The 23,104-nt window shown below is 49.8% G+C and carries 21 protein-coding genes and 1 tRNA gene; 14 read left to right on the forward strand and 8 right to left on the reverse strand.

Going from position 1 to position 23,104, the window contains the following annotated elements:
- Nucleotides 1-317: 317 nt before the first annotated feature.
- The 4 genes from OKX56_RS00795 to OKX56_RS00810 all read right to left on the reverse strand — a co-directional run bounded on the left by OKX56_RS00795 (nt 318) and on the right by OKX56_RS00810 (nt 5,933).
- Complete coding sequence (locus OKX56_RS00795) at nt 318-3,461, reverse strand: AAA family ATPase (protein WP_287895276.1); 3,144 nt, start codon at nt 3,459-3,461, stop codon at nt 318-320.
- Nucleotides 3,458-4,609 carry an exonuclease SbcCD subunit D gene (locus tag OKX56_RS00800; RefSeq protein ID WP_019225453.1) on the reverse strand — a complete coding sequence of 384 codons (1,152 nt, stop codon included), beginning with the start codon at nt 4,607-4,609 and terminating at the stop codon, nt 3,458-3,460. Before OKX56_RS00800 ends, OKX56_RS00795 begins: the two co-directional genes overlap by 4 nt.
- Nucleotides 4,610-4,884: 275 nt before the next feature.
- On the reverse strand, nt 4,885-5,055 hold the full coding sequence (locus OKX56_RS14880; protein WP_019225451.1) for a hypothetical protein: 171 nt from the start codon (nt 5,053-5,055) through the stop codon (nt 4,885-4,887).
- Nucleotides 5,056-5,396: 341 nt separating this feature from the next.
- A complete protein-coding gene (locus tag OKX56_RS00810; RefSeq protein ID WP_287895278.1) occupies nt 5,397-5,933 on the reverse strand; it encodes a cell wall-binding repeat-containing protein in 537 nt (178 codons plus the stop codon).
- A gap of 39 nt (nt 5,934-5,972) precedes the next feature.
- Here OKX56_RS00810 and OKX56_RS00815 point away from each other — a divergent pair, with 39 nt between their 5' ends.
- The 7 genes from OKX56_RS00815 to OKX56_RS00850 all read left to right on the forward strand — a co-directional run bounded on the left by OKX56_RS00815 (nt 5,973) and on the right by OKX56_RS00850 (nt 11,526).
- Nucleotides 5,973-7,028, forward strand: coding sequence for a DNA topoisomerase (locus OKX56_RS00815; RefSeq protein WP_287895280.1), 1,056 nt, complete (start codon nt 5,973-5,975; stop codon nt 7,026-7,028).
- On the forward strand, nt 7,025-8,362 hold the full coding sequence (locus tag OKX56_RS00825; protein WP_502850521.1) for a DUF4314 domain-containing protein: 1,338 nt from the start codon (nt 7,025-7,027) through the stop codon (nt 8,360-8,362). The genes OKX56_RS00815 and OKX56_RS00825 overlap by 4 nt, the downstream gene beginning before the upstream one ends.
- 14 nt (nt 8,363-8,376) lie before the next feature.
- A complete protein-coding gene (locus OKX56_RS00830) occupies nt 8,377-9,099 on the forward strand; it encodes a hypothetical protein (RefSeq protein ID WP_287895283.1) in 723 nt (240 codons plus the stop codon).
- Nucleotides 9,096-9,449 carry a plasmid mobilization protein gene (locus OKX56_RS00835; RefSeq protein WP_287895285.1) on the forward strand — a complete coding sequence of 118 codons (354 nt, stop codon included), beginning with the start codon at nt 9,096-9,098 and terminating at the stop codon, nt 9,447-9,449. The genes OKX56_RS00830 and OKX56_RS00835 overlap by 4 nt, the downstream gene beginning before the upstream one ends.
- A gap of 120 nt (nt 9,450-9,569) precedes the next feature.
- The gene (locus OKX56_RS00840) at nt 9,570-9,743 is read left to right on the forward strand and encodes a hypothetical protein (protein WP_287895287.1); all 174 of its coding nucleotides are present in this window, start codon (nt 9,570-9,572) and stop codon (nt 9,741-9,743) included.
- Nucleotides 9,744-9,758: 15 nt separating this feature from the next.
- Complete coding sequence (locus OKX56_RS00845; protein WP_287895289.1) at nt 9,759-10,043, forward strand: CD1845 family protein; 285 nt, start codon at nt 9,759-9,761, stop codon at nt 10,041-10,043.
- A gap of 70 nt (nt 10,044-10,113) precedes the next feature.
- On the forward strand, nt 10,114-11,526 hold the full coding sequence (locus OKX56_RS00850; protein ID WP_287895382.1) for a relaxase/mobilization nuclease domain-containing protein: 1,413 nt from the start codon (nt 10,114-10,116) through the stop codon (nt 11,524-11,526).
- Between the two features lie 222 nt (nt 11,527-11,748).
- On the opposite strand, the gene OKX56_RS00855 is transcribed toward OKX56_RS00850, so the two are convergent.
- Nucleotides 11,749-12,090 carry a helix-turn-helix domain-containing protein gene (locus OKX56_RS00855; protein ID WP_287895291.1) on the reverse strand — a complete coding sequence of 114 codons (342 nt, stop codon included), beginning with the start codon at nt 12,088-12,090 and terminating at the stop codon, nt 11,749-11,751.
- 155 nt (nt 12,091-12,245) lie between these two features.
- Between OKX56_RS00855 and OKX56_RS00860 the strand changes: the two genes are divergently transcribed.
- The 6 genes from OKX56_RS00860 (at nt 12,246) to OKX56_RS00885 (ending at nt 18,341) form a co-directional block, all read left to right on the forward strand.
- Nucleotides 12,246-12,725 carry a hypothetical protein gene (locus tag OKX56_RS00860; protein ID WP_287895293.1) on the forward strand — a complete coding sequence of 160 codons (480 nt, stop codon included), beginning with the start codon at nt 12,246-12,248 and terminating at the stop codon, nt 12,723-12,725.
- 132 nt (nt 12,726-12,857) lie between these two features.
- Nucleotides 12,858-13,160, forward strand: coding sequence for a helicase C-terminal domain-containing protein (locus tag OKX56_RS14885; RefSeq protein ID WP_353737741.1), 303 nt, complete (start codon nt 12,858-12,860; stop codon nt 13,158-13,160).
- An 18-nt stretch (nt 13,161-13,178) separates the two neighbouring features.
- Nucleotides 13,179-13,385, forward strand: a complete 207-nt coding sequence (locus OKX56_RS00870) for a DUF6870 family protein (protein WP_287895297.1) — start codon at nt 13,179-13,181, stop codon at nt 13,383-13,385.
- A 168-nt stretch (nt 13,386-13,553) separates the two neighbouring features.
- Entirely contained in the window at nt 13,554-15,164 is a 1,611-nt protein-coding gene (locus OKX56_RS00875) for a recombinase family protein (RefSeq protein ID WP_287895300.1), read from the forward strand.
- The gene (locus OKX56_RS00880) at nt 15,164-16,786 is read left to right on the forward strand and encodes a recombinase family protein (protein ID WP_287895303.1); all 1,623 of its coding nucleotides are present in this window, start codon (nt 15,164-15,166) and stop codon (nt 16,784-16,786) included. The genes OKX56_RS00875 and OKX56_RS00880 overlap by 1 nt, the downstream gene beginning before the upstream one ends.
- Nucleotides 16,779-18,341: a recombinase family protein gene (locus OKX56_RS00885; protein ID WP_287895306.1), complete on the forward strand. Its 1,563-nt coding sequence runs from the start codon at nt 16,779-16,781 to the stop codon at nt 18,339-18,341. The genes OKX56_RS00880 and OKX56_RS00885 overlap by 8 nt, the downstream gene beginning before the upstream one ends.
- A 90-nt stretch (nt 18,342-18,431) precedes the next feature.
- Here the strand turns inward: OKX56_RS00885 and OKX56_RS00890 are convergent.
- A tRNA-Ala gene (locus tag OKX56_RS00890) sits at nt 18,432-18,507 on the reverse strand.
- Between the two features lie 285 nt (nt 18,508-18,792).
- Here OKX56_RS00890 and OKX56_RS00895 point away from each other — a divergent pair.
- Nucleotides 18,793-20,112, forward strand: a complete 1,320-nt coding sequence (locus OKX56_RS00895; RefSeq protein WP_019225128.1) for a ferredoxin reductase family protein — start codon at nt 18,793-18,795, stop codon at nt 20,110-20,112.
- Here the strand turns inward: OKX56_RS00895 and OKX56_RS00900 are convergent.
- Both OKX56_RS00900 and pabB read right to left on the reverse strand, forming a co-directional pair.
- Nucleotides 20,105-20,899, reverse strand: a complete 795-nt coding sequence (locus tag OKX56_RS00900; protein ID WP_019225127.1) for an aminotransferase class IV — start codon at nt 20,897-20,899, stop codon at nt 20,105-20,107. The two genes, OKX56_RS00895 and OKX56_RS00900, sit on opposite strands and share 8 nt — an antisense overlap.
- On the reverse strand, nt 20,880-23,093 hold the full coding sequence (gene pabB, locus OKX56_RS00905) for an aminodeoxychorismate synthase component I (RefSeq protein ID WP_019225126.1): 2,214 nt from the start codon (nt 23,091-23,093) through the stop codon (nt 20,880-20,882). The genes OKX56_RS00900 and pabB overlap by 20 nt, the downstream gene beginning before the upstream one ends.
- Between the last annotated feature and the right edge of the window lie 11 nt (nt 23,094-23,104).

Genomic DNA, 23,104 nt, shown 5'->3' on the forward strand with positions numbered 1-23,104 from the left:
CATATGTATTTGGCTAATCTTCTAAGAATCTATTCACGGATACTCCTCAATTTCGGCAGAAATTAACTCATACAGACTATTTCAGGTGGATGCCGAGATCCTGCATGAACAACTTATTTATCTTATATATTACTTTGCACATAAATTAAATTATTACCTGCATATATTTTTTAATTCTGTCATTTTAAACATGCTCCTTTCTCTCTCCCTGGTGGATTCAATAGCAGCACTTCTAATTTATTAATACACCATTTTTAAAATAAGCATCGGGCTAAACACGCTACTTAGGCCAGCCGGAAGTTTTCTTCTCGATTTTTTCAAGAAATGAGATTAATACTACTTCCCCTATTACTCTTCATAATCACAACCTGCCGGTCAATCCGCTCTTTCAGCTCACTCACATGAGAAATTATGCCGACCAGACGATTTCCCGCCGCAAGACCTATAAGTGTCTGCATTGCCTGCTCTAATGACTCGGTATCCAGTGCTCCAAAGCCTTCATCAATAAACAATGTATCGATTTCCACGCCGCCGGCATAGCTTTGAATCACGTCAGAAAGTCCCAGCGCTAGGGACAGGGATGCTTTAAAGGATTCTCCGCCGGACAGCGACTTTACCGAACGTATCCGGCCGGTATAATGATCCAAAACATCAATTTCCAGTCCGGTCTGAGCACGGAGATCTGCCGCGTCTTCTCTGCGCAGAAGCTCAAACCGGCTGTTTGTCATAATCTTCAGCCGCTTGTTTGCCTCAATAAGAATCTGGTTAAAGTATGAAGCCTGTACATACTGCTCAAAAGCCAGCTTTTGTTTGCCGCCCAACTCGCCGTTCGCCGTTTTTGAAAGATTGCTCAGAAGGAGGTATTCCTGTTGATAGATAGCTGCGTCTGAGATTGCTCTGCCGAAAGCTTTTGTAATCGGTTCATTGGTTCCCAACCGCGCTATCAGCGTCCGAATAGATTCATCCGCCTTCCTTTTTTCCTGCTCCAGCTTTTGTTTTGCGGCTTCAAGCTGTTCCATATCCTGCTTCTGCTTGTTTTCGGTTTCTTTGAAAAGCCTCCGTAAATCCTGTTCTACAGCTTGGACTTCATTCTGATACTGGTCGATAGAATGTTTTAACTCGCTGATTTCCGATTCTGTTTTCAATGCGCTATGATAGGCTTCTTCATTGGGAAAATCACATTCAGACAGCTTTTTTGTGTAAGCTGCCAGTGCCTGTTGTTTTGTTTGGATGGTGTTGCTCAGTCTTTCTCTCTGGTCGCTAAGAAGAGTTTGGTTCCCCTCCAACTTGTTTTGAAGTGCATGATATGCTTCTTCAGCTTGCCTGAAAGCTTCTTTCAAAGAATTTAGATTTCCCGTCCATTCTTCTATAGATGCCACAGCCTGTTGGCGGTCTGCATACTCCAAAGAGGATTTCAGCACCTTGAGTTCTCCGGTCTTGGAAGCAATATCTGAGATGATGTTATTTTTCTGTTGTTCGTTCTGAGTCGTTGCTTCCTCGTTGGTCTGTAAGGATCCCTCTAAAGATGCAAGTTGTTCCTTAGATTGGTTTTTACGAGAGACTTGTTTTTTCAATTGGAGATAGTGATCGTCATTCTCTTTCTTTTTTTGCCTGCTTTCTGCTAAGGCTGATTCGATCAGGGTCGCAAGTTGCTCCTGCATGATGCTCTTATCGACATCGGGGAAATATGCTCCGGCAGCATGTACCAACTGTTCCCGCGCCAGTTTGACTTCCGCCAGCTTTGCAGCCGACTGTTCGCTGGCTTCCTGCATATTCTGCCGGGCAAGGTCACTTTTTTTTTTTAATTCATTCAGCTCTGCCTCGATAGGAGCATCCGCGCCCAGCGTTGCCTTGTTGGGGTGAACAGTGGAACCACATACAGGGCAGGGATTTCCATCTTCCAGTGATGCCGCCAGAAGTCCCGCCTGTTCACGGAAAAAAGCAGTTTCTTTTTCCATATAAACTGTATTAACGGTTTGGAATGCCCCTTGTGCACTAGTGAACTGCTGCTGCAGCCTGGCGCTCTCACTTTGTAATTTGCTGAGCCCGGATAAAAAATTCTGTAGATCAAGCAATCCGGATTGAGTGGCTTGCAGTTGTTTTGCTTCCTGCTCACAGACTGCCGCTTTTGCCTCTATGTCCGCAAGCCGCTCCAATTCTTGATTGAGGTTATTTTTCTGCTCCAAAAGATCCGCTTTTTGCTGTTGGAGTTCTCCCAGCGCCGCACAAACTGCCGATTGCTTTTCCGTCAGTTTTTCCAATTCTCTTTCAAGTAGCTCGGAAGCTTCATACTGGGGAAGCATTTTTGTAAGCCGATCAATTGCGGAAGCAAGCTTTTCCCGCTCCGGTTCCTTTTCTTTCTCTGCTTGGTAGGCCGTTTGTACTGTTTCCAGGTCTTTTATCTGTGCCTGTATTTCAATATCCAGTGCCATGATGCTCTGTGTTAATTTCTGTTCGGCCTCCTGCTCCCGCAAAAATGCGGCTTCCAGGGGAGAGACGATATATAGCGCTTTTTCCGCGTCCTGCAACATTTTCTTCTGAACGTTATGTTCCCCTTGACGCTCGATCAGAGCGTTCCGCTTTTCTTGGACGATCTTCAAATCGTTAAAGGCTTGATTAATATATTGGGCCTGCATGATTATGGCAATCTGCGAAGCAAGATCCTTATCCAGTTTATCTACCTGCTGCTTTAAGCTATCCCGAAGAGTTGTGTCCACTGTGATCAAAGCCTGTAATTCTGACAGGATATCCTCCGCGGTATGTATGGTAGCTGTGCCTATCTTCGCGGATAGTATCTGCCCTTGCTCACTTTCAGGACAGGCGATTCCAGAGATATATTGAAAGATGCTCTGCTCAATGCTCTCACAGCGCTTTTTAGATTCGCGTTCACTGTCTTTCAATAAGCGTTGCGCAGTTTGATAAAGATCGGTATTGAATACACGCCGGAAAATATCGCCCCGTTCTTTACTGTCCGCAAGCAAAAGCTGGAGAAATTCACCCTGGGCAATCATAGCAATTTGCTTGAACTGTCGATAGTTGATACCTAAAAGCTCAACGATTTCTGCCGTAACATCCCGATAGCCGGTGATGATGTCTCCGTCAGGCAGTTGCAGCGTGGCATCGGAATTTTCAGTCGTTACCCCGTCGCCGCTCTTTTTGGGCCGCTCATAGCGGGGATTCCGCGTTATGGAGTACATCTTGTCTTTATGCAGAAAGGTAAATTCGACATAAGTCTTAGCATTAGGCTCTGCAAAATCACTGCGCAGGGTGTCCACGGTTCTGGTGCAACCGCTCACCTCGCCAAACAGTGCAAATGCGATGGCGTCAAAAATGGTTGTCTTTCCAGCGCCGGTATCACCGGTAATGAGAAATAATCCCTGACCACCAAATGCTGCCAGATCCAGTTCAGTTCTGCCGGCATAGGGGCAAAAGGCGCTCATCACTACTTTTAACGGCTTCATACTCCAGCACCTCCCGCCTGTTCAAAAATCCGTTCCATTACCTGGACTTGTTCTGGAGTTAGCTCGTTGTTGTTTTGCATCTGATAGAATGCCGCAAATAAATCCATCGGGCTTTTTTCGGCAATGTCACCGGAAACGGCAATCTGTGCGGAAACGGCTTGTCTAGTGCGGCTGTTTTCAAAGTTCAGTACCATCAGATTACGATACACCTGACGCAACTGCCCAATCGCGTCATAGATTTCTTCCTCGTCCGTTAGGGTTGCATGGAGGTAATCTTCCGCACTCTTCGGTTCTTCCCGTCCAATGCGAAGCAGTCCGGCAATCGGCCCTTTGATTTCACGGAGATCATGCAGAGGGATAAGCGGAAGCTGGTGGATTAAAAGCTCGCCTTTTACGCCAAGCTCTACAAATGTCACTGATTTTTGATGACGTACTTCGGAAAAGGAATATTTTAGAGGTGAACCGGCATAGCGGACGGTATCCCGTCCGATTCTCTGTGGTCTATGGAGATGGCCTAATGCGACATAATCGAAAGACTCAAAGGCGGAAACGTCCACGTTGTCCAGACCACCTACAGACAGGCTTTCTGACTCCGAACGCTCCGGCTGCTGTGTGCCACTTATCACAAATTGATGCGCCAGCAAAATATTTCGTTCCTGGGCATTGATTTCCGTCGCGGAAATGACCGCGCGCACAGCTTCGTCATAGGACTCCATTAGCTGTTCAAAATAAGGTTTTACCATTGCCGGTTTCAGAAAGGGAAGCAAGTATATATTGACGATACCATGCTCGTCCTCCAGCGATACCTTTTGCAGAACACCATCAAATACACCGGCGATATGAAGTCCGTTTTTCTGCATGATCCGGCTTCCAAAGCCTAATCGCTCAGGAGAGTCATGATTCCCGCTGATCATGAAAACGGGCTGTCCGAATGCAGTCAATTTTGTCAGGAACTCGTCGAGCAGCTCCACCGCTTCAACGGAAGGCTGGCTCTTATCATAGACATCCCCAGCGATGAGGACACCATCCGGTTTTCCCTCGTCGGTTATTCGCAAGATCTGTTCCAGTATGTATTTCTGATCATCAATCATATTAAATTCATTGACGCGCTTTCCGATATGCAGATCGGCAATATGGAGCAGTTTCATTGTATCATTCTCCCGAATTTCTATTCCTTTTCCGGTTTACTCTTCTTATACCTTTCATCTCTCGGTTTTTGTGCATTTCCGATATGGCCCAAGCGTTTCCAAAGAGACAGCACCGGGTATTTTCCCATGAATGCAAAGCACCTGAACCCTCCGTTGTGTAATTCCCCATCATCTTGATGCTTCTCGGGTTGTGATATAATTCATAAATTCAATCTTTCACAGGAGAACTTTGTATATTTTAATTATGCTTCCATACCGCAAATAATACAACGAATTCAACCGATAAGTTGATTATTTTTTAGAAAAATAGCGTTATTTGTAGTTGCAAGCCTTTCTTCTTTACTTTTCCCTTCCTTTATTAACTCGGCATTATGTGTTTCGAGATTGGATAAAACCGTTAATTCATTTATCGATGCAAAATCTCTTATATTATTTTTCTTTGCCAATTCTACATTAGCCTGTCCCCATTGTTTCGCCGTACAGCCGAAAAGCGCTACATTTAATAAATCGGCTTCGTCCGCATAAGCAAGCCATTCTGTCTGTTTTGTATAATCACTCTGTGGCAGTACATATTTTTATGATATCAGCAGCCCGTGCATCCCCACCTTTAGCTTTTGCCATATCAGTGATGCAAATATAATCATCCATATTAAATGAAGCTATGGTAACAGAAATGACCTGTACTAAATAAGGCCACTGAAAAAGTCAAAGAAGCCACTGCTTTTTAGGCAATGGCTTCTTATCCCCAATATTGGGTTATTTTCTCTACTTTAAATTCCAATTAAACTTATTCGTAAATTTGTTCTATTTCATTGCGAACCGTGTCCGCAATAGCGCCTGTCCCTCCTAAAAGTTGGACCGTTGTGGTATTTTGCTTGTTATCCCCCAGATACTGCTTAACATAAGCGGAAAGCGGGTCTCCGACAAACAGTATCGGGCTGTTGAATTTGGCGGCTACAGCTGAACCGGACAGCGCATCCGGGAAATCCTTACCCGTAGCCAGAAATACTCTTTCCGTATTTGCCCCAAAATTCTTTGCCACCAGAACCGCCGTTTCATAGATGTCACTGCCGCTGATGCGCCGGGCGTTGGTAAGTTGACTCAGTACATTGTTGCTGACGGCACTTGGGTTTCCAACCACAATGGTCTCCGTAGGTGCTATCGTTTGCAGCGCCGTTTGAATAACAGCCGGCAGGGAATTCGGCTGGGTCAGTAAAATGGGAATCCCCTGATAGGCGGCTTGAGGCGCAACCACCAGCGCGTCATGGAAATCCTGGCCAGTCGTTATGACGACCTTGCCCTTATAGCCAAGGTGACAGATCATCACGCCATCATCCCCACGCCTACGATGGGAAAAGCTGACTTGGACACGCTTTCTGCGGGGGAGCGGAATATCCTGCATCTGCTGGCGGTGCGACTGCTTTGCGCCGTGGGCGAGAAGCACAATTATGCAGAAACGGTGGTCACGGTAGAGTGTGCTGGGCATTCATTTACCGCTAAGGGCAGGACGACTTTGCGGGAGGGCTGGAAAGCTGCGGAGCAGGCATTTCGGGCCATCCTAAAAGAAAAGCCGCAGGAGGATGCTGACGAATCCGCTTTGCCGAACGGCGGCCGTCTGCCGGAGCTTTCCGAGGGTCAGGTCTTTTCGTTCGCTGCCGTTTCTGTACGGGAGAGCTTCAGTTCCCCGCCCAAACACTTCAGCGAGGACACTCTGCTAAGCAGCATGGAGTCTGCCGGCACCGAGGCTCTGCCCGAAGAGAAGGTGAATTGCCCCGCAGGGGCAAGAGAGGCCACCCTGGGGTGTGCTGAACGCAGGGGGCTGGGTACACCGGCCACCCGTGCTGCTATTATTGAAAAGCTGGTGAAGTCCGGCTTTGTGGAGCGCAAAAACAAACAACTTTTCCCCACGCAAAAGGGCGTCAACCTGATCGCTGTGCTGCCCGACACGATCAAATCCCCCCAGCTCACCGCCGAGTGGGAGCATAAATTAAAACGGATTGAGCATGGGAAACTTACGGACGCTGACTTTATGGAGGGCATCGCCGTCATGACCACTGGCCTCATATCCGCTCACGCTGTGCCGGATACGGCGCACAGCGCCCGGTTCGCCCGGCCTGCCGGGCATTCGGTCGGCCCATGCCCCCGTTGTGGCTGCACCGTGACCGAAAGCAAGAAAGGCTTTTTCTGTTTGGGGAACGGCTGTAAGTTTGCCCTCTGGCGGGACAATAAGTTCTTCGCCGCCAAGAAAAAGGAAGTCACCACGGCCATCGCCGCCGCTCTGCTCACAGAGGGGCGCGTTTTTATAAAGGGGCTGTACTCGGAAAAGATCGGTAAAACCTATGATGCCACGGTGGTGCTGGAGGATACCGGGCAGTATGTAAACTTTAAACTCGACTTTGACAGGAGGAAAACAGTATGAAATTTGCATCAAAAGAAACCGTTGCCCGCCTGCGGGAGCAATACCCGGCTGGAACACGGGTGGAACTTATTTCGATGGACGATCCCTACTCCAAGCTGCGCCCCGGCGATAGGGGTTCCGTGACAGGAGTTGACGATACGGGGACGATATTCGCAAGCTGGGACAATGGTTCTGGCCTTGGAATTGTGTATGGGGTAGATTATGTGAAGCGTCTTGAGAACGAGATCAAGTATGAAACCGGCGCAGACTTCTTCCGCGATGCCGCCGTCAGCCACGGCATGGTGGAAGCTCTCGGTATCTGCGGCCGGTATCTTTCCGCACAGCTTAACACACAAAGCCGGGAGGAAAAACAGTTTTGCCGAGAGCTGTTTGAAGCGATGACCGAGGCCACGGTGGGCCGGGCTGACCCCGGAAAAATTGTCTACCCTTATGACCTCGAAAAAGCGATCCAGCGACTGGAAACTTCTTTTTACCGCGATAGCTTCAACCGCAACAGCGAGTGCGCCAAAGCCATCGACGGCGCCATCTATAAAAGCTGCTACAAGCGAGATTTCTATAACCTCGACATTGCCGTGATGGTGACAGTCCATGATTATGGCTTTGAGCGGGTTAGGGTCGTGTTGGAGTACAACATCCACAGCAGAGAATATGACGGGCGATTCACTCGTGATAACAAAGAGTGGGCTTCGTCCTTCGATTTGCCTGACAAGGCATTCGGCGGTGCAATTCTCAATGCTCATCCCATTCTGATTGACGGTTTCGCTAGGCATTACCGCAAGCTGTATCAGGACTTGGGTGCGGAACGTTTTTCCCTGCCTGGTGCGCCGGAAGCCGGCCACATGGTGCAGGGCTACGAAATCACCCGCTCAATTTGGTTTGACGACCGGCGCGGCTTCGCCATCGGACACAATCCCAATGCGGCCGCTCCCTTTGTCTGCTGGCAGTTCAAAACCGAAAACGGGGCCAGGGACTTTTACTGGGGTTCCTACTGCAACTCCGAAAAGGAAGCGGCGGCTCATTTTGCAGCCCGTACTCTCGCCCACATGCAGGATGAACCAATCAAGGAAATCCCGAACCTGCTTGCCGCCGCAGAAATGAGTACCGAACAGAATTACAACATGATTGACGGTCTGCGAAATAACATGGATGCACCCAAGCCGGATTTGACCGATGGGCAGACCTACGAGGAGCTTCGGGAACTTGCGCCCGATACCCTGCACTCGGAGAAACCCTCGGTACTGAAGCAGATTAAAGCGGCGAAGGATGCCCCGCACCCCAAAAAAGAACCCGATGAAAAAGGCCATACCCGCGCCAAGCATAATCCGGAGCGGTGAGAAAGGGGATCAATATGAATAAAGACGAGTTTGCGCTCTGGCAGGCCATCACCGAGAGCAGCCGCTTCCAGTGGGTGGAGGATAGCATCTTCCGGCTCAATGGGCGCGGCGCTTTTTATTATATCGGCGGCGAGGACGGCAGCTACATGAGAATTCACAAGGATGGTCGCTTGGAAATCGGCACCTATGAAGGTGCGATTCCTCACATTGGCGAAGTGGGTTTCATGCCAAAATATGAACAACAGTATGCTGATTACAATACGGCTTTCACCACAGCGATTCTGCTTGGTGGCAAGAAGTTCCTCCTGGATATGTTCGGAGGAACTCTGCCGGTACTTCCGAAAGCCGAAAAAGAAAATGACGATCTCTCCGATCCTATGGTTTCAATGTCCGATATGCATGCCTACGGCTACGCCTATGAAGGCATGATTCCGCTGGGCAAGGAGCGTGCAATGGAGCTGCACGATGCGGGGTATGAAACTTTCAGACTCTATGGGAACGACTCCGAAGGGCTTGCCGAGAGCCGATCGGAAATTAAGGCTCACGATGGTTTGTTCGGCATTGATGTTGGGGCGGAACGCGGTGCGATGCGCCACCGTCACAGTTTCGGTAAATCAGAACATGGTGCCGACGAGAAGCCCTCTGTCTTGGCGCAGATCAAGACGACGCATCAGCCTCCCTCTGCTCCAAGGGAAAAGCCACCCCATCAAAAATCCAAAGGCGGGCCTGAGCGATGAGCCGTCGCAGGCAGGCCGAGCGCAAGCGCACGGTTCGATTCCATTTTGCCGCTACCGAAGAAGAAGCCGCCCTCATCCGTGAGCGCATGGCGGCAATGGGTATCACCAATGCGGGAGCCTATTTCCGCAAGGTCGGCATTGACGGATATTTCATCAGCCTTGACCTTTCCGAAGTGCGGGAACTGGTTTCCCTGCTCCGATACTGCTCCAACAACCTGAACCAGTACGCCAAGCGCGCTAACGAGACGGGCAGCATTTACGCTGCCGATATTGAGGATTTGCGTGTCCGGCTGGATGAGATTTGGGATCGTGCGGGAGGCATCCTCACCGCACTTTCCAAGATTGCATAGCGCCTGCGAAAGCAACAACGCATGGCTGAAAACAGTTTGAAAGAACGTGTTTTTACCTACTTGCAATACCTCTTGAAGCAAGGTAACATCAACCAACCTAAGAAAAAGGAGGTGTCTGCAATGCCGGATTACGTAGCGATGTATAAAAAACTATTTAATTCACAGACGGATGTCATTGCGCTTTTACAGAAAGCACAGCAGGAAACTGAGGAGATGTATATGTCCTCGTCGGAGCCTGACATCCGGGTTCTGCAGCCGAAAAATCCGGAGGGTGATACGCCCTCTGACGAGTAGAAGGGAGGCTTTGAGATGCGGTTGTTATTTAAGATTTTATTATTCCCGATCACGCTGACGCTGTCCATTGTGGTTGGCGTTTGCCGATTCGCCTGTGATTGTTCCAGTGCGGTGCTGGGAGTGATCGCCAGTCTGCTGTTCACAATGGCGCTACTGGCGCTGATCTTTTTGAGAGAACCCCGCGGGGCCTTGACCACAGCCGCAGCCGCTTTCCTCATCAGCCCCTATGGGATTCCCAAGCTGGCGGAGTGGTTCATTGACCGGCTGGACGATCTAAACGGAGCAATGAAGTCTATCTAAAAAATCACGGTGTGAGCGGCGAGGAGAAATCCTCGCCGCTCTTTGCTGCCTGCGGAAGGAGGTGCCGCCTATCGCCACGACTCGGCTGATGCCAATCCATTTCGGCAGCGGAAGAACGGTTGCGGATGTCATTGACTACGTTGCCAATCCTGAAAAGACAAAGAACGGCGAATTGATTTCATCCTTCGAGTGTGATTCCAAGACCGCCGATGCGGAGTTCGCACTTTCCAAGCGGCAGTATGCACAGCTCACCGGGCGCAGTCAGGGCGGCAGCGATATCATTGCCTACCATACCCGCCAAGCCTTTCACCCGGACGATGACCTCACGCCGGGGGAAGCAAACCGCATCGGGATGGAGCTTGCGCTGGCCTTTACCAAGGGGAAGCATTCTCTTGTGGTCTGTACCCACATCGATAAAAATCACATTCACAATCACATTATTTTCAACAGCACCGCCCTGGATTGCCGACACAAATTCCGTAACTTCATCGGCTCTGCCTTTGCTCTGCGCCGTGTCAGCGACAGGATTTGTGTGGAGCATGGGGTGTCCATCATCAAAAATCCGAAGCCAAGCCGGGGCCATTACAGCAAGTGGCTGGAGGCGATGGGCGGCGACCGTCCGCTTTCTTTTCAAGAGCGGTTACGTCAGGCCATCGACGCTATGCTGGAGAAGCACCCTTCTGATTTTGAAGCGTTCCTTGCGGAAATGCAGGCGGCGGGTTATGAGGTTAAGTGCGGGAAGTATCTTGCGTTTAAGGCGCCAGAACAGGAAAAGTTCACCCGATGCAGGGGGAGTACCCTCGGTGCCGACTACACCGAGGACGCGATTCGTGATCGCATCGCCGGACGCAGACAGGCTCCGGTTCGCCGTGGCGGTATACCAAAAGCTCCGCCAGCTTCTGTCAGTCTGCTCATCGACATTCAAGCAAAAATCCAGTCCGGTAAGGGTCCGAGATTTGAACGCTGGGCCAAGGTTCATAATCTCAAAGCGATGGCGCGGACGCTCATCTATCTTCAGGAGCAGGGGCTTGACCGCTACGATATCCTCGCTGAAAAATCTGCGGCTGCCACCGCTCGGTTCAATGCTTCTTCGGATCGTATGAAAGGATTGGAAGCAAACATAGCCGCCAACGCTTCATTGCAGAAGCACATTATTGATTATATCAAGACCCGGCAGACCTACATTGACTACCGCAAGGCCGGGTACAGCAAGAAGTTCAAAGCCGAGCATGAGACGGATATCCTGCTCCATCAGGCGGCGAAGAAAGCCTTTGACGAGTTGGGCCTGACCAAGATTCCCACCATCAAAAGTCTGCGTTCTGAGTATGCTTTGCTCCTGGAGAAAAAGAAAAAAGCGCGCCATGATTACAATCAGGCGCGCTCGGATATGAAGGAACTTCTCGTTGCGAAGTCCAACGTGGATAGATTTTTGGGTACGGATTCCCACACTCAGGAACGCGAACCCGATGCCCAGCAAAGGTGACAGTCACTGAATTAGCGGCCGGTTTCCGGCTGCGCAGCCGTCCCGCTTGCGGGGCGATCAATGGGGGTCAGGGGGCGTAAGCCCTCCTGCAAGCATGCATGGAAGTGCGCTGTGCGCGCGACCATGCCTTGCTTGCAAGCTTGCAAGCTTGAAAGCTTGTAACCATCAACTTTGGGGCACCCCAAGAAGTTAGCCTAAATTGGGCGTTTTAGACACAGCAACTCATTTCCCCTTGATTTTCGCCATTTTCACAAGGAGCGTGCTAACGCTCTGCAAAGCATCGCTATCAGCGGACTCCAGTATCGAATTTAGAATATCCGTGTCACGAACCTCTCTCGGTTTATATTCCTTAGACCCGAACACAATATAGTCTAACGATAAATCAAGGCGCTTGGCAATCCTAATCAAGGTATCAAGCGCTGGCTTTTGAAATGCGTTTTCAATTTTCGTATAGGAACTTGCTGATAAGTCTATCGCTTCGCAAAAGCTTTCCTGCGTAAACCCCAGTGCTTCACGGCGGGCCTTAATGCGTGCGGCCATTTCCTTTATCTGAACTTCTGTCAAACGCTTCACCTCCGTCCACCATTTATTATAGATAGCAGACGAAAGTTAGTGTATTCGCCATTGACGAAGGTTGAGTGATTCGGTATAATCGAAACCATATGCATTCGTCTGTGACGAATTCAAAAAAGGACTATGGGGAAGAAAAGAGAGCGCTTATGACGATTGTTGTGACTTACCGAGTTGATATAGATATGTACCATGATCCGAATACAAAACACGATATTTCCTTAACGACAACAGAATATATCTGCAGGAACGATATCCTTGTTCATCTGCAAATGGGAAGAAACTTCGGCATCCGCTTGAACAATTTGATGCAGTATCAATTTAAGGGCGGCATGGCTGCATTGCTAAGTGAGCAGTTCATGGCGAAAAAAACCTATGGGAAAGGAAAGCCCAAGCCGATTACCCACAGCACCTTTGTGGAAAAGAGAAAGCGGTTTGACATGAGCCAAACCGCTGTAGAGCAAGAGATTTTAGAGGAGTATGCTTATACCGATAAAGCCGGTCACCCCGGCGCAGTTCAGATTGTGATAACGATTAAAGGCGGTGCGGTATCAGCCGTAATTGACTTTAGGAATTCAGAGCAGTATCAAAACTTTGCACGCCCTGTGTGGCTGATACCGCTATCCTAACCATCTCTCATAGACCTCCCGAAGCGGTGCATCGAGATAGCTTAAAGACTTATCCTTTATCCAATCAGGCACCCCACATGCGGCTTCGGCAATGCTTCCGGTAATCGCGGCAAGCGTATCACTATCGTCAAGTTGCCCTTTGCCGCACCCGACCCCATATCCGATTACGAGCAAACACTCTACAGTAATATGGATGTGTATAAAGCACGGGTGCTTGTACCGGAAATGCTCATCAAGCTGAAACAGGGCTTTGGTCGGCTGATCCGCACCGAGACCGACACCGGTGTTTGCGCCATTCTGGACTCCCGCGCACGGGAAGGTGCCGCCTATCACGACCGCATGCTGGTCGCTCTACCGCCCTGCCGTGTCACTTCCAGTGTTGAGGCCGTTCGGCAGTTTATGGCGGATCGCAAGCCGCTCACCTACTTCAAATAATTGGGGAGGAATTTTCTTATGAATAACAGCCTGAATCCACAGGATTTGGTTGATATCCGCGATGTGTGCGTAGATAAGGATTTGCCCAAGCAGGAACGCATTAATGAGTTTGTACGGCAGATCAAAGACCCATATCATTTTCGATGTGGGAAGTTTGTGGTCACCGCCCGATTCGCCGAGGACGGTCCCACGCTGGAAGAATGCCTGCAAAGAATTATCGCCTAAACCACCTGAAACCCGAAAGAATGACTTGTAATCGCCGCCGAAGAGAGTTAACATGGGACTGGGAAAAGAGCATATTGGAGGCTCCAGTGGGAATGATCCACCGGGGCAGACCCATTCCTGATCACTTCTGATTCGCGGCGAAACCCGTGAAAAAAGGAGTGATTTGTTATGTCTGAAACAAAATACAGAGCAGCAAAATATATCCGCCTTTCCTACGCCGATGATAAAGACGGCGAATCCAACAGCGTGGAGAATCAGCGAAAGCTCTTAGACAGCTTCATCGCCACCCAGCCTGATATCGAAGCGGTGTCTGAAAAGGTGGACGATGGCGTTTCTGGCATTATTTTCGACCGTAAAGCGTTCAAGGAGATGATGGCCGAGATCGAGGCCGGGGAAATCAACTGTGTCATCGTGAAAGACCTTTCCAGACTCGGGCGGGAATACATCGAAACCGGGCGCTATCTACGCCGCATATTCCCAGCCTATAATGTCCGTTTTATCGCACTCAACGACAACATTGACTCGCTGCGGGATGACGCGGACGATTTAGTGGTGGGTGTAAAATCCATCATCAACGACGCATATAGCCGTGATATCTCGGTCAAGACCCGGTCGGCGCTGAACGTCAAGCGGGATAACGGCGACTATGTGGGCGCATGCCCCATTTATGGCTATCGCCGCTGTGAGGAACACAAAAATCAGCTTGCCATCGACGAATACCCCGCTTCCATCGTGCGGGACATCTTCCGCATGAAGATCGACGGCATGAGCGCGCTCAAGATTGCCGAGACGCTGAACAGCCTGGGTGTGCTGTCGCCCATGGAGTACAAGCGCGACCGGGGCTTGCCCCATCCCAAGGGCGGTTTTGCCGATAAACCGGACGCGAAATGGTCTGCCACCGCTATCTTCCGTATTCTGAACGATGAGACCTATATGGGCACCCTAATTCAGGGTCGGCGCGGTACTCTCAATTACAAGATCAAAGATGTGATCGATAAACCAGAACCGGAATGGAAGCGAACCGAGAACGCCCACGAGGCCATTGTCAGTCCTCAAGATTTTGACCTAGCTCAGCGGATTATGCAACTGGATACCCGCACCGCACCGGGCGGCGACAAGGTTTACCTGTTTTCCGGCGTCCTCATCTGCGGATGCTGCGGAGGCAGGATGACCCGCAAAACCAACCGCTACAAAGGGCAAGTATACAATTATTATTACTGCCCGACCGGCAAAAAGCAAGGCTGTAGCGGCGCAGGCATGCTCCGGGAGCAAGACCTGATTCAGTGCGTGCTGGAGAGCATCAAGGGGCATATCGCCGGGATCGTATCGCTGGAATCGGTGCTGACAGTCAGCGACGGGCGCAAGGCGGCACAGGCGCTGGCACGTCAGCTTGGGCATCAGATTGAGGACAACGAGCGACAGCTTACAAAAATCAGCAATTTCAAGTCCTCTCTGTACGAAAATATGGTCAGCGGCCTGCTGAGCAAAGACGACTATAAAACGCTGAAAGCCAAATATGCCGCCGATGAAACCCGCCTACGGGATGCCATTGCGGGCTTGGAAACTGAACGAAATAACGCCTTGGATGGCAAAGCCGAGCGCCTGCGCTGGATGGAGCATTTCCGCAAGTTCGAAGGGCTGGAGGAATTGGATCGTCGCACGATGGTCAATCTGGTGCGCAGCATCCGCGTGCTCAGTAAGACGGAGCTGGATATCACCTTCAACTATCAGGCGGAATACGAACAGGCGCTTGCGCTCCTGCAACGGGAGGTGGCGTAATGGCACGGAAAAGCAGAAAGGGTTCCGTAGAGACTCCCGCAGTGCAGGAACAAGATGTTGTTTACAACGCCGCCGCTTACATTCGTCTCTCCAGCGACGCCAAACGGAAGCCGGGTGATTCCCTATATAACCAGCAGGATATCATTGAGAACTTCATCGCAGCATCACCGGATATTCGCCTTGCCGATATCTACATCGATAACCAGGCCACCGGCACGAATTTTGAGCGCCCCGCCTTTATGCGTATGCTGGAGGATGTAGAAAGCGGCAGGATTAACTGCATCATTGTAAAAGATCTCTCCCGCTTTGGCCGCAACGCCATCGACTGCGGCTATTACATTGAAAAGCACCTGCCTGCCCTGGGCGTGCGCTTCATCGCTGTCACCGATTCCATTGATTCCCTCGAAGGAGATGGAGGCGTGTTGCTGCCGCTCAAGAATATCATCGCGGAATCCTATGCCCTGGACATCAGCCGCAAATGCCGCTCGGTGCAACGGCAAAATATTCAGGACGGGCGGTTTGTTGGGCGGATGGCTCCCTACGGTTTTGCCAAGTCGCCCGTGGATTGTCATCGCCTGGTCATTGACGAGGAGGCCGCCGCAATCGTGCGGCAGATATTTGACTGGGCTGCCGGTGGTATGGGCGTTGGAGAAATTATACGGGAACTCAACGAGCAGAGTGTGCTCCCGCCTAGCCATTACAAATGGGAAAAAGGCCTGATTACAAACAAAAGACTGCTGGGCAAGCCCTTTTGGCAGAAGCGCACGGTCACGGATATTCTCAGAGACCGAGTCTATGTGGGCGATATGGCGCAGGGGAAAAGCCAAACAGTAAATGGGAAGGGGGTTTCTGTTCCGCGTGATGAATGGATTTGCGTGCCCAACACCCATGAACCTGTTGTTTCCCGCGAGTTGTTTGAGCGTTTGCAGGATGTTCTTCGCCAGACATCGGAAAAGGACGAAGCCGTGCGCAGTGCCGCGAGTTCATATTCACCCCATATATTCAAAGGCAAAGTGTTTTGCGCCCACTGCGGCCATCCCATGCACCGCCACCGTCAAAACAAGGATGGCACTTACTGGTACCGCTGTGAATCCCAGTGGAAATACCACAAGGGCGCATGCTACCAGGTGTCGGTGAAGGAGGAGGAAATCAAAGTTGAGGTATTTGCCCTGCTCCGAAAGCATGTCGAAGCAATCCTGGGTAGGCATATCCGCATAGAGCGCGTGACGCCAGTGAAAAATGCCGCCGCCGAGACCGAACTAATGGAGATCAACCGGAAGCTTGCTTCCAGTGGGCACTTCCTCAAAAGCCTGTATGAAAATATGGTGGCCGGGCTGATTAATGCCGAAGAGTTCACCGCCATGAAAACCGATTATGAGGGTAAGATTACGGCTCTGTCCAAGCGAGCGGATCAGATCCGCACTCAGCGGAGGGAACGAGCTACCGAACAGGAATCTTATCGGGGTTTCGCGGATGCGGCCTCGGATGCACTTTCCAGCAAGGAATTAAATGCAGACGCCATCAACTGTTTGGTGGAAAGAATACAGGTGCAGAGGGACAAGAGTTTTGAAATCCTCCTACGTTTCAAAGACGAATTCCGGGAGGTGAAGCGCGTTGGCTGAACCGATCATCGCAAAATACATCCGGCTTTCGCTGGACGATGCGCAGACCGACAGCATGAGTCTTGGGCATCAGCGGCTCCTGCTGGATAAGCACATCGCCGATTCTGACTTGACTGGGCCGGTGCGGGAGTTTGTGGATAACGGCTTTTCCGGTCTGAACTTCGAGCGCCCTGCTGTGCAGGAACTACTTGAGCTGGTGAAGGATGGTAGTGTAGGCTGTATTTTGGTAAAGGATTTCAGTCGCTTCGGACGCAATGCCATCGAAACCGGCTACTTCATCGAACGGGTGTTTCCGCTGTATCGAGTGCGTTTTATTTCGGTGTCCGATCACTACGATTCCGCCCAACATGATGGTGATACTGGTGGCATGGAGGTGGCATTCAAGTTCCTGATGAGCGAATACTACAGCCATGACCTGTCAAGGAAGATAAGTAGTGCGAAGCGGGAAAAGGCTCGACGAGGTGAGGCCGTGACCAAAAACTGCGCCTTTGGGTACAGGCTGGATGAAAGCCGCAAGATGATTATCGATGAGGAAGCCGCAGAATCGGTACGCATGATCTTTGAGATGTATGCCGAAGGTAAGAGCCTTTCCGCTATCGAGGGGCGGCTTTATGAGGAAAACCATCCCACACCTGCCGCCTGGAAAAAGCCTCGACGGCAAACCGCCGAGGCAGAAGAATACCGCTGTGTTTGGCAGAAATCCGTCATTCGAAGTATTTTGCAGAATGAGCAGTATATTGGTTTCTACACAGCGGGTAAGACCAGAACCGTGGAGGTGGGCAATCCTAACCGCGCGAAAAATGCCAAGGAAGACTGGATCAGGATACCGGATCATCATCCCGCGATCATCTCACAGGAACTATTTGATGCGGTGCAAGAACAGTTTCGCACCAAGGGCGAGCCGCTGCGCAACCGGAAGGTTGGTACATCGGAGCGATACCCTTCGGCTTCCTCACCGCTCAAAGGGAAAGTGGTCTGCGGCACTTGTGGACATACCATGCGACTCAGCAATACAAAAAATGCGGCTTTCCACTGCTGGTTCACCCGCTCAGCACCCGACATCGCTTGCCACAGGCTCCGCATTCTGAACCAAGAACTTCAGGGCGTGGTGCGGGAGAGCGTGATTCGTCAGGCGAGGATTGTTTTGAACGCCGCACACGATGACACCCATAGCCATCGCTCCAAGCGGCAACTAGAGTGTGAACGCGGCTTGCAGGAACTACAAGACGAAAAACAGAGGCTTTATGAAAGCCTGGTGCTTGGGGACATCCGTCCGGAGGAATACAAAGAACGCAAGGCGGCTTTGGATGCAGACCTTGCTCGGCAACGAGATGTATATGAGGTGATCTGCGAACAGGAAGAAAAAACAGCCCCCAGCGCAGCTTCCATAAAGGCGGCACGGGAGGCATTGGAATCAGATGAGCTGGGGCAGGAGCTGGTCGATCTTCTGATTGACAAGGTGTTGGTACATCCCGATAACAGGATCGAGATTCAATGGATGGTTTCCAGCTTCGGCAATCTTATTTCTGCTGGGTCAGGCGATTGGAGCAACTGATTTTGTCGTTATTTGAGTACAAGGGCAAATGAGCATGAAAATAGTCAAGCCCGAGACAAATTTCTTTTTGTCTCGGGCTTGACATTTGGGTGGTGGAGATGATGGGATTCGAACCCACGACCTCTTACATGCGAAGCAAGCGCTCTCCCAGCTGAGCTACATCCCCACTGTTTCAAAACAAAAAACAATTATTCAATTCACATGAATATCATTATACTGAATAATCCTAGTTTTCGCTAGAGTTAGATAATTAAAAATTATGATTCCGGAACTATTTTTTGATAAACACTTCATTCTGACGGAGAATTGCAGATGTGATACACTGTATCCAATAGCGCTTAAAGGAAAAAAGCAGGTCTGTGTGGAATATATTACCTCATCATACTATAGCAGCACTATAGTATGATTGCTTTATTCCTTTACTATTCTATTACACTCGGAGGATGAAAACATGCGTAAACGTCAAGGCCCCCTGTTCATTCTGCTTACTTTGATCCTGACCTTTATCTTCTGGTCAGTCAGCGAACCATTAAGGAATGTTGCCCCGGTCAGACAATACTCCGAGATGGCTGCTTCGCTCATGCTAGTTTGCTTTGCCTGGGTCAATTTTATTTCAACACGTCATCCGCTGCTGGACTCCCTGTTCCATGGCCTGGACAAAAGTTACCTTTACCATAAAGTTTTAAGTATCACGAGTGTTCTTTTGATCTTCGTGCATCGATTTACGCTCGACGCAGGTAAGGGTAATCATTATGGGGAGAACAGGGTGAATTTGGGACCGGGTCCACATGGTTTGAATGGTCCGCCACCAGGAGTGGAAAATGGGGCGGAGCTTTTTTCCGGGATCGCCAACCTGAGCATGCTGCTTTTTATCGTCTTAATCTTGCTTGCGCTGTTCGCCTGGAAAATGAATTATGAAAAATGGAAGAATATTCACAAGCTCTTTTTTATTCCTTATATGATCGGAATCATTCATTATTACGGCAGCTCGGACTATGCCGTTACAGGCTTAAGCGCCCTGGGGCTGTGGCTGAATCTGGTTAATCTGGTCGGTCTGACTTCGGCAATCTACAGTATAGGATTTTATGAAAGAACAGCATTTCAATCCCGCTATGTCGTAACGAACATCCGCACGGTCGCCAAAAATACTCTTGAAATTACCGGCAAAGCCTTTAAAAAAGGAATCCGCTATAAGGAAGGACAATTTACTTTTATCAAGTTTACCGAGGAAGGTAAAAAATTTCCTTCTCATCCGTTCACGATAAGCCAGTCTTTCCGAAAGAATGAGATACAGTTTGCGATCAAGGCTTTGGGAGATCACACCTCTGCTTTACTGGAAAGCGTTCAGGAGGGAGATACTTTTGCCGTAACCTCCCCCCACGGCCGCTTCGATTATAAGGCTGGATCAAACCGTCAGGTCTGGCTGGCCGGCGGAATCGGCATTACGCCATTTCGCAGTTTCTACCAGTCTGCGATCCCTCCGCAATATTCCATTGACCTGTTTTACTGTTATAACAATGAAGCCGAAGGACCCTATTTGGATGAAATAAAAACCCTTGCAGCCGGGAGTGGTATTCGCGTGCATTTGCACGATCTCCAGACGAAAGGGTTTCTGGGTGCCGAAGATATTTGCGAAGCGGTACCCAAGACCGAAACTGTTGATGTCTATTTCTGCGGTCCGGAACCGTTGAGGATCAAACTGGAAAGAGAATTAAAGACCTGCGGACTGCGTATCGGATATTTTCACTACGAGTCTTTTCAGTTCAAATAGGCAAGGACAGCCGACGCCCAAGTGTTCCATCAAGCCGAAATACTTTTTCTTCCAGTTCTCTTACCGGCATGACGTCCATCAGGGAATTGGTAAGGAAAACTTCATCAGCATTCAATAAGTCTTCAGGATAATAAACGCCTTCACTGAACGGTATGGTCAGCTCAAGGGCTTTTTCTATCACGATCCTTCTTCTGATACCGGCCAGGCAGCCGCTTTCCAGGGAAGGCGTATAAAGATGCCCATCCTTTACAAAGAAAATATTGCTTCTAGTCCCCTCCATTATCTGGCCCCTGCTGTTCAACCAGATCCCTTCAAACGCACCGCTGCCCTGCACCGCGCGCAGGGCAGCGGCAGTATCCAGAAAATCTGCGGATTTAATGTAGTTGAGCGGTATAGGGTCAGACCGGTGCTCCGGCATAAACAGGACCCGGACACCCTCTTCATATTGTTCACGAGTATAGGAGACTGCTCTAGTGCTGAAAAGCCACTGGTTATTATGATTATGATTTTGGCTTTGATCGGAAATCAGACTCGGATCTTTCCTGATTTCTGCTCTCAAAGCAACTGGCAGCTGCTCGATTTCTGTTTCTCTTAGGTAAGTCTCGATCTCATTCAGCCATTCATCATAAGCGGGAATGGTGATTCCAAGAAGCTTACCGCCCTTGCTCATCCTCTCCCAATGCAATCCAGGTACGACGATCCCGTCGGCAGTAACCTTTATCGTTTCAAAAACCCCGATACGCTCGATTTTATCGAAGCTTCCGCATTTACTGTTTTGATTTCCCATCAAGCTTAACCCCCAAAACTTCCAGAAGCCTTCCCGCTTTATGGATTGTTTCTTCATATTCTTTTTGGGGGATCGAATCGGCAACAATCCCTCCCCCGGCATGAAGATACGCCGTTTTCTCTTTCAGCAGAATGGTCCGGATCACAATATTTAAATCCCAGGCCCCATCGAAGCCGATATAGCCGATGCTCCCGGTGTAAATACCCCTATTATACGGTTCAAGCTCATCAATGATTTCCATCGCTCTGATTTTGGGCGCACCGGTGATCGAGCCGCCCGGGAAAATGGCTTTGATCAGTTCTTCCGGTTTTAAGGATTTCTTGAGTTTCCCAACGACTGTGGCAACGAGGTGCCAAACAGTCGAATATTTTTCCAGGGTCAGCAGTTCTGTGGTAAGCACTGATCCAAACTCACAGATCCTTCCAAGGTCATTGCGTTCGAGATCGATGATCATCGTAAGTTCAGCCCTGTCTTTTTCACTGTTAACCAGCTTGTCTGCAAGTCTTTGGTCTTCCTCCGGCGTTTTTCCCCTTGGCCGGGTTCCCTTGATTGGGCGCGTTTCAATATTTCCGTCCGGTGTAATCTTAATAAACCGTTCCGGAGAGGATGACAGGATCTGAAAATCGGGATACGGCAAGAACGCAGCAAATGGAGCAGAATTCTTGTGATGAAGCTGCTTATACAAATCCCAGGGGTCTCCTTCATACCTGACACTGAACATCTGAGCCAGATTCGCCTGATAGATATCACCGGCATAAATGTAATCAATGACCCGCTGCAGATCCCTGTAATATTGTTCCTGGGAGACAGCTTTATGAACTTCGGCAAAGGAAATACCGAAAACAGCTAATTCATTTCCTGTGCAGGGGTGCTCTGCTGAACCATTAGCCAAATATTGTTCCTCTACATAGTGCCGGAGGAGCTTCTCCAGTTTATCAAGCCTTTCCTGCGCGAGAGAGGGGTCGCAGCAGCCCTGATCCGTCATGCCGCAGGCCGTCAGACTGTAAGTTCCCGTTGCGTGTTCGTAGACAACAATCCCGTCATACCAGGCCAGCCGCCAGAGCGGCATCCCAAGGTCATCTTTGACCCGTACAGGCAATTCTTCAATCTCATTTTTCAGATCGTAGCTGAAGTATCCGACAGCCCCTCCGGCAAACGGAAAAGGTGCCGCGGAAGGAGCCTGATATTTCAAGACATAGTCGTTCAAAATTGTTAGGCTGTACTGCGGTGCGGAGTAAGCGATCAGTTCCTCGTCTTTGCAGCTCTTTGCGATGCTATACTGATATCTATGAGCGCTGATCTTTAAGAAAGGATCCGCCCCAAAATAAGAATACTTCCCAAGTTCGGTATAACCGTCCCCACTGTCCAAGAAGAAAGGATCTCTGGCATTTTTAAACACCTGAAGCATCTCGAACGGCTTCAGATCTGTGATAAAAGGCCTAACTTGCCAGATATTCTGCTTGATTTCATCTTCATCAGGCGTTTCCTGGGTTTCTGATATTTCTAATTCTGGTGTTTCCAATGTCTTTACTGATCCTGGTATTCCTGGTTTCTGAATTGTTTGTGGTATTACAGATGCTTTTAACGCTTGAATCATCTTTGATTTGCCGTGTTCACTAAGCCACCTGCGGGCATCCTGTACTGCGTTCCGCAGCATTTGATGACCGTTTTCTGTAAGAATAGCCTCCGGATGGAACTGTACTCCTTCAATCGGCAAATAGCGGTGACGGATCCCCATCACCTGACCGTCTTCTGTTTCCGCGGAAATAATAAAGTCAGCAGGTATACTGTTTCTGCGCAGGGCCAGAGAATGGTAGCGGGTTACCGTAAAGGGGCTGGCAATATCCCGGAATACGCCGGATTGATCATGCATGATGCTCGATATTTTGCCATGAACCGGCGTCTTGGCCCGGACAACCTCAGCCTCAAAAACCTGCCCGATCGCCTGATGGCCAAGGCAAATGCCCAGCAGCGGAATTTTCCCCTGGAAATGCCGAATGACTTCCAGCGCAAAGACCGATTCATTCGGTGAGCAGGGACCCGGAGAAATCACAATAAGCTCCGGTTCCAGCTGCTGGATCCAGGCGATCGTACACTCCTCAGGACGCCGAGCGAGTACTTCCTCCCCGAGCTCTCCAAAATACTGGTACAGATTGTATGTGAATGAATCATAATTATCCAAGATGAATATCATCGATAATACTC

This window comes from Dehalobacter sp., from assembly GCF_030063005.1.
Classification (GTDB): Bacteria; Bacillota; Desulfitobacteriia; order Desulfitobacteriales; family Syntrophobotulaceae; genus Dehalobacter; species Dehalobacter restrictus.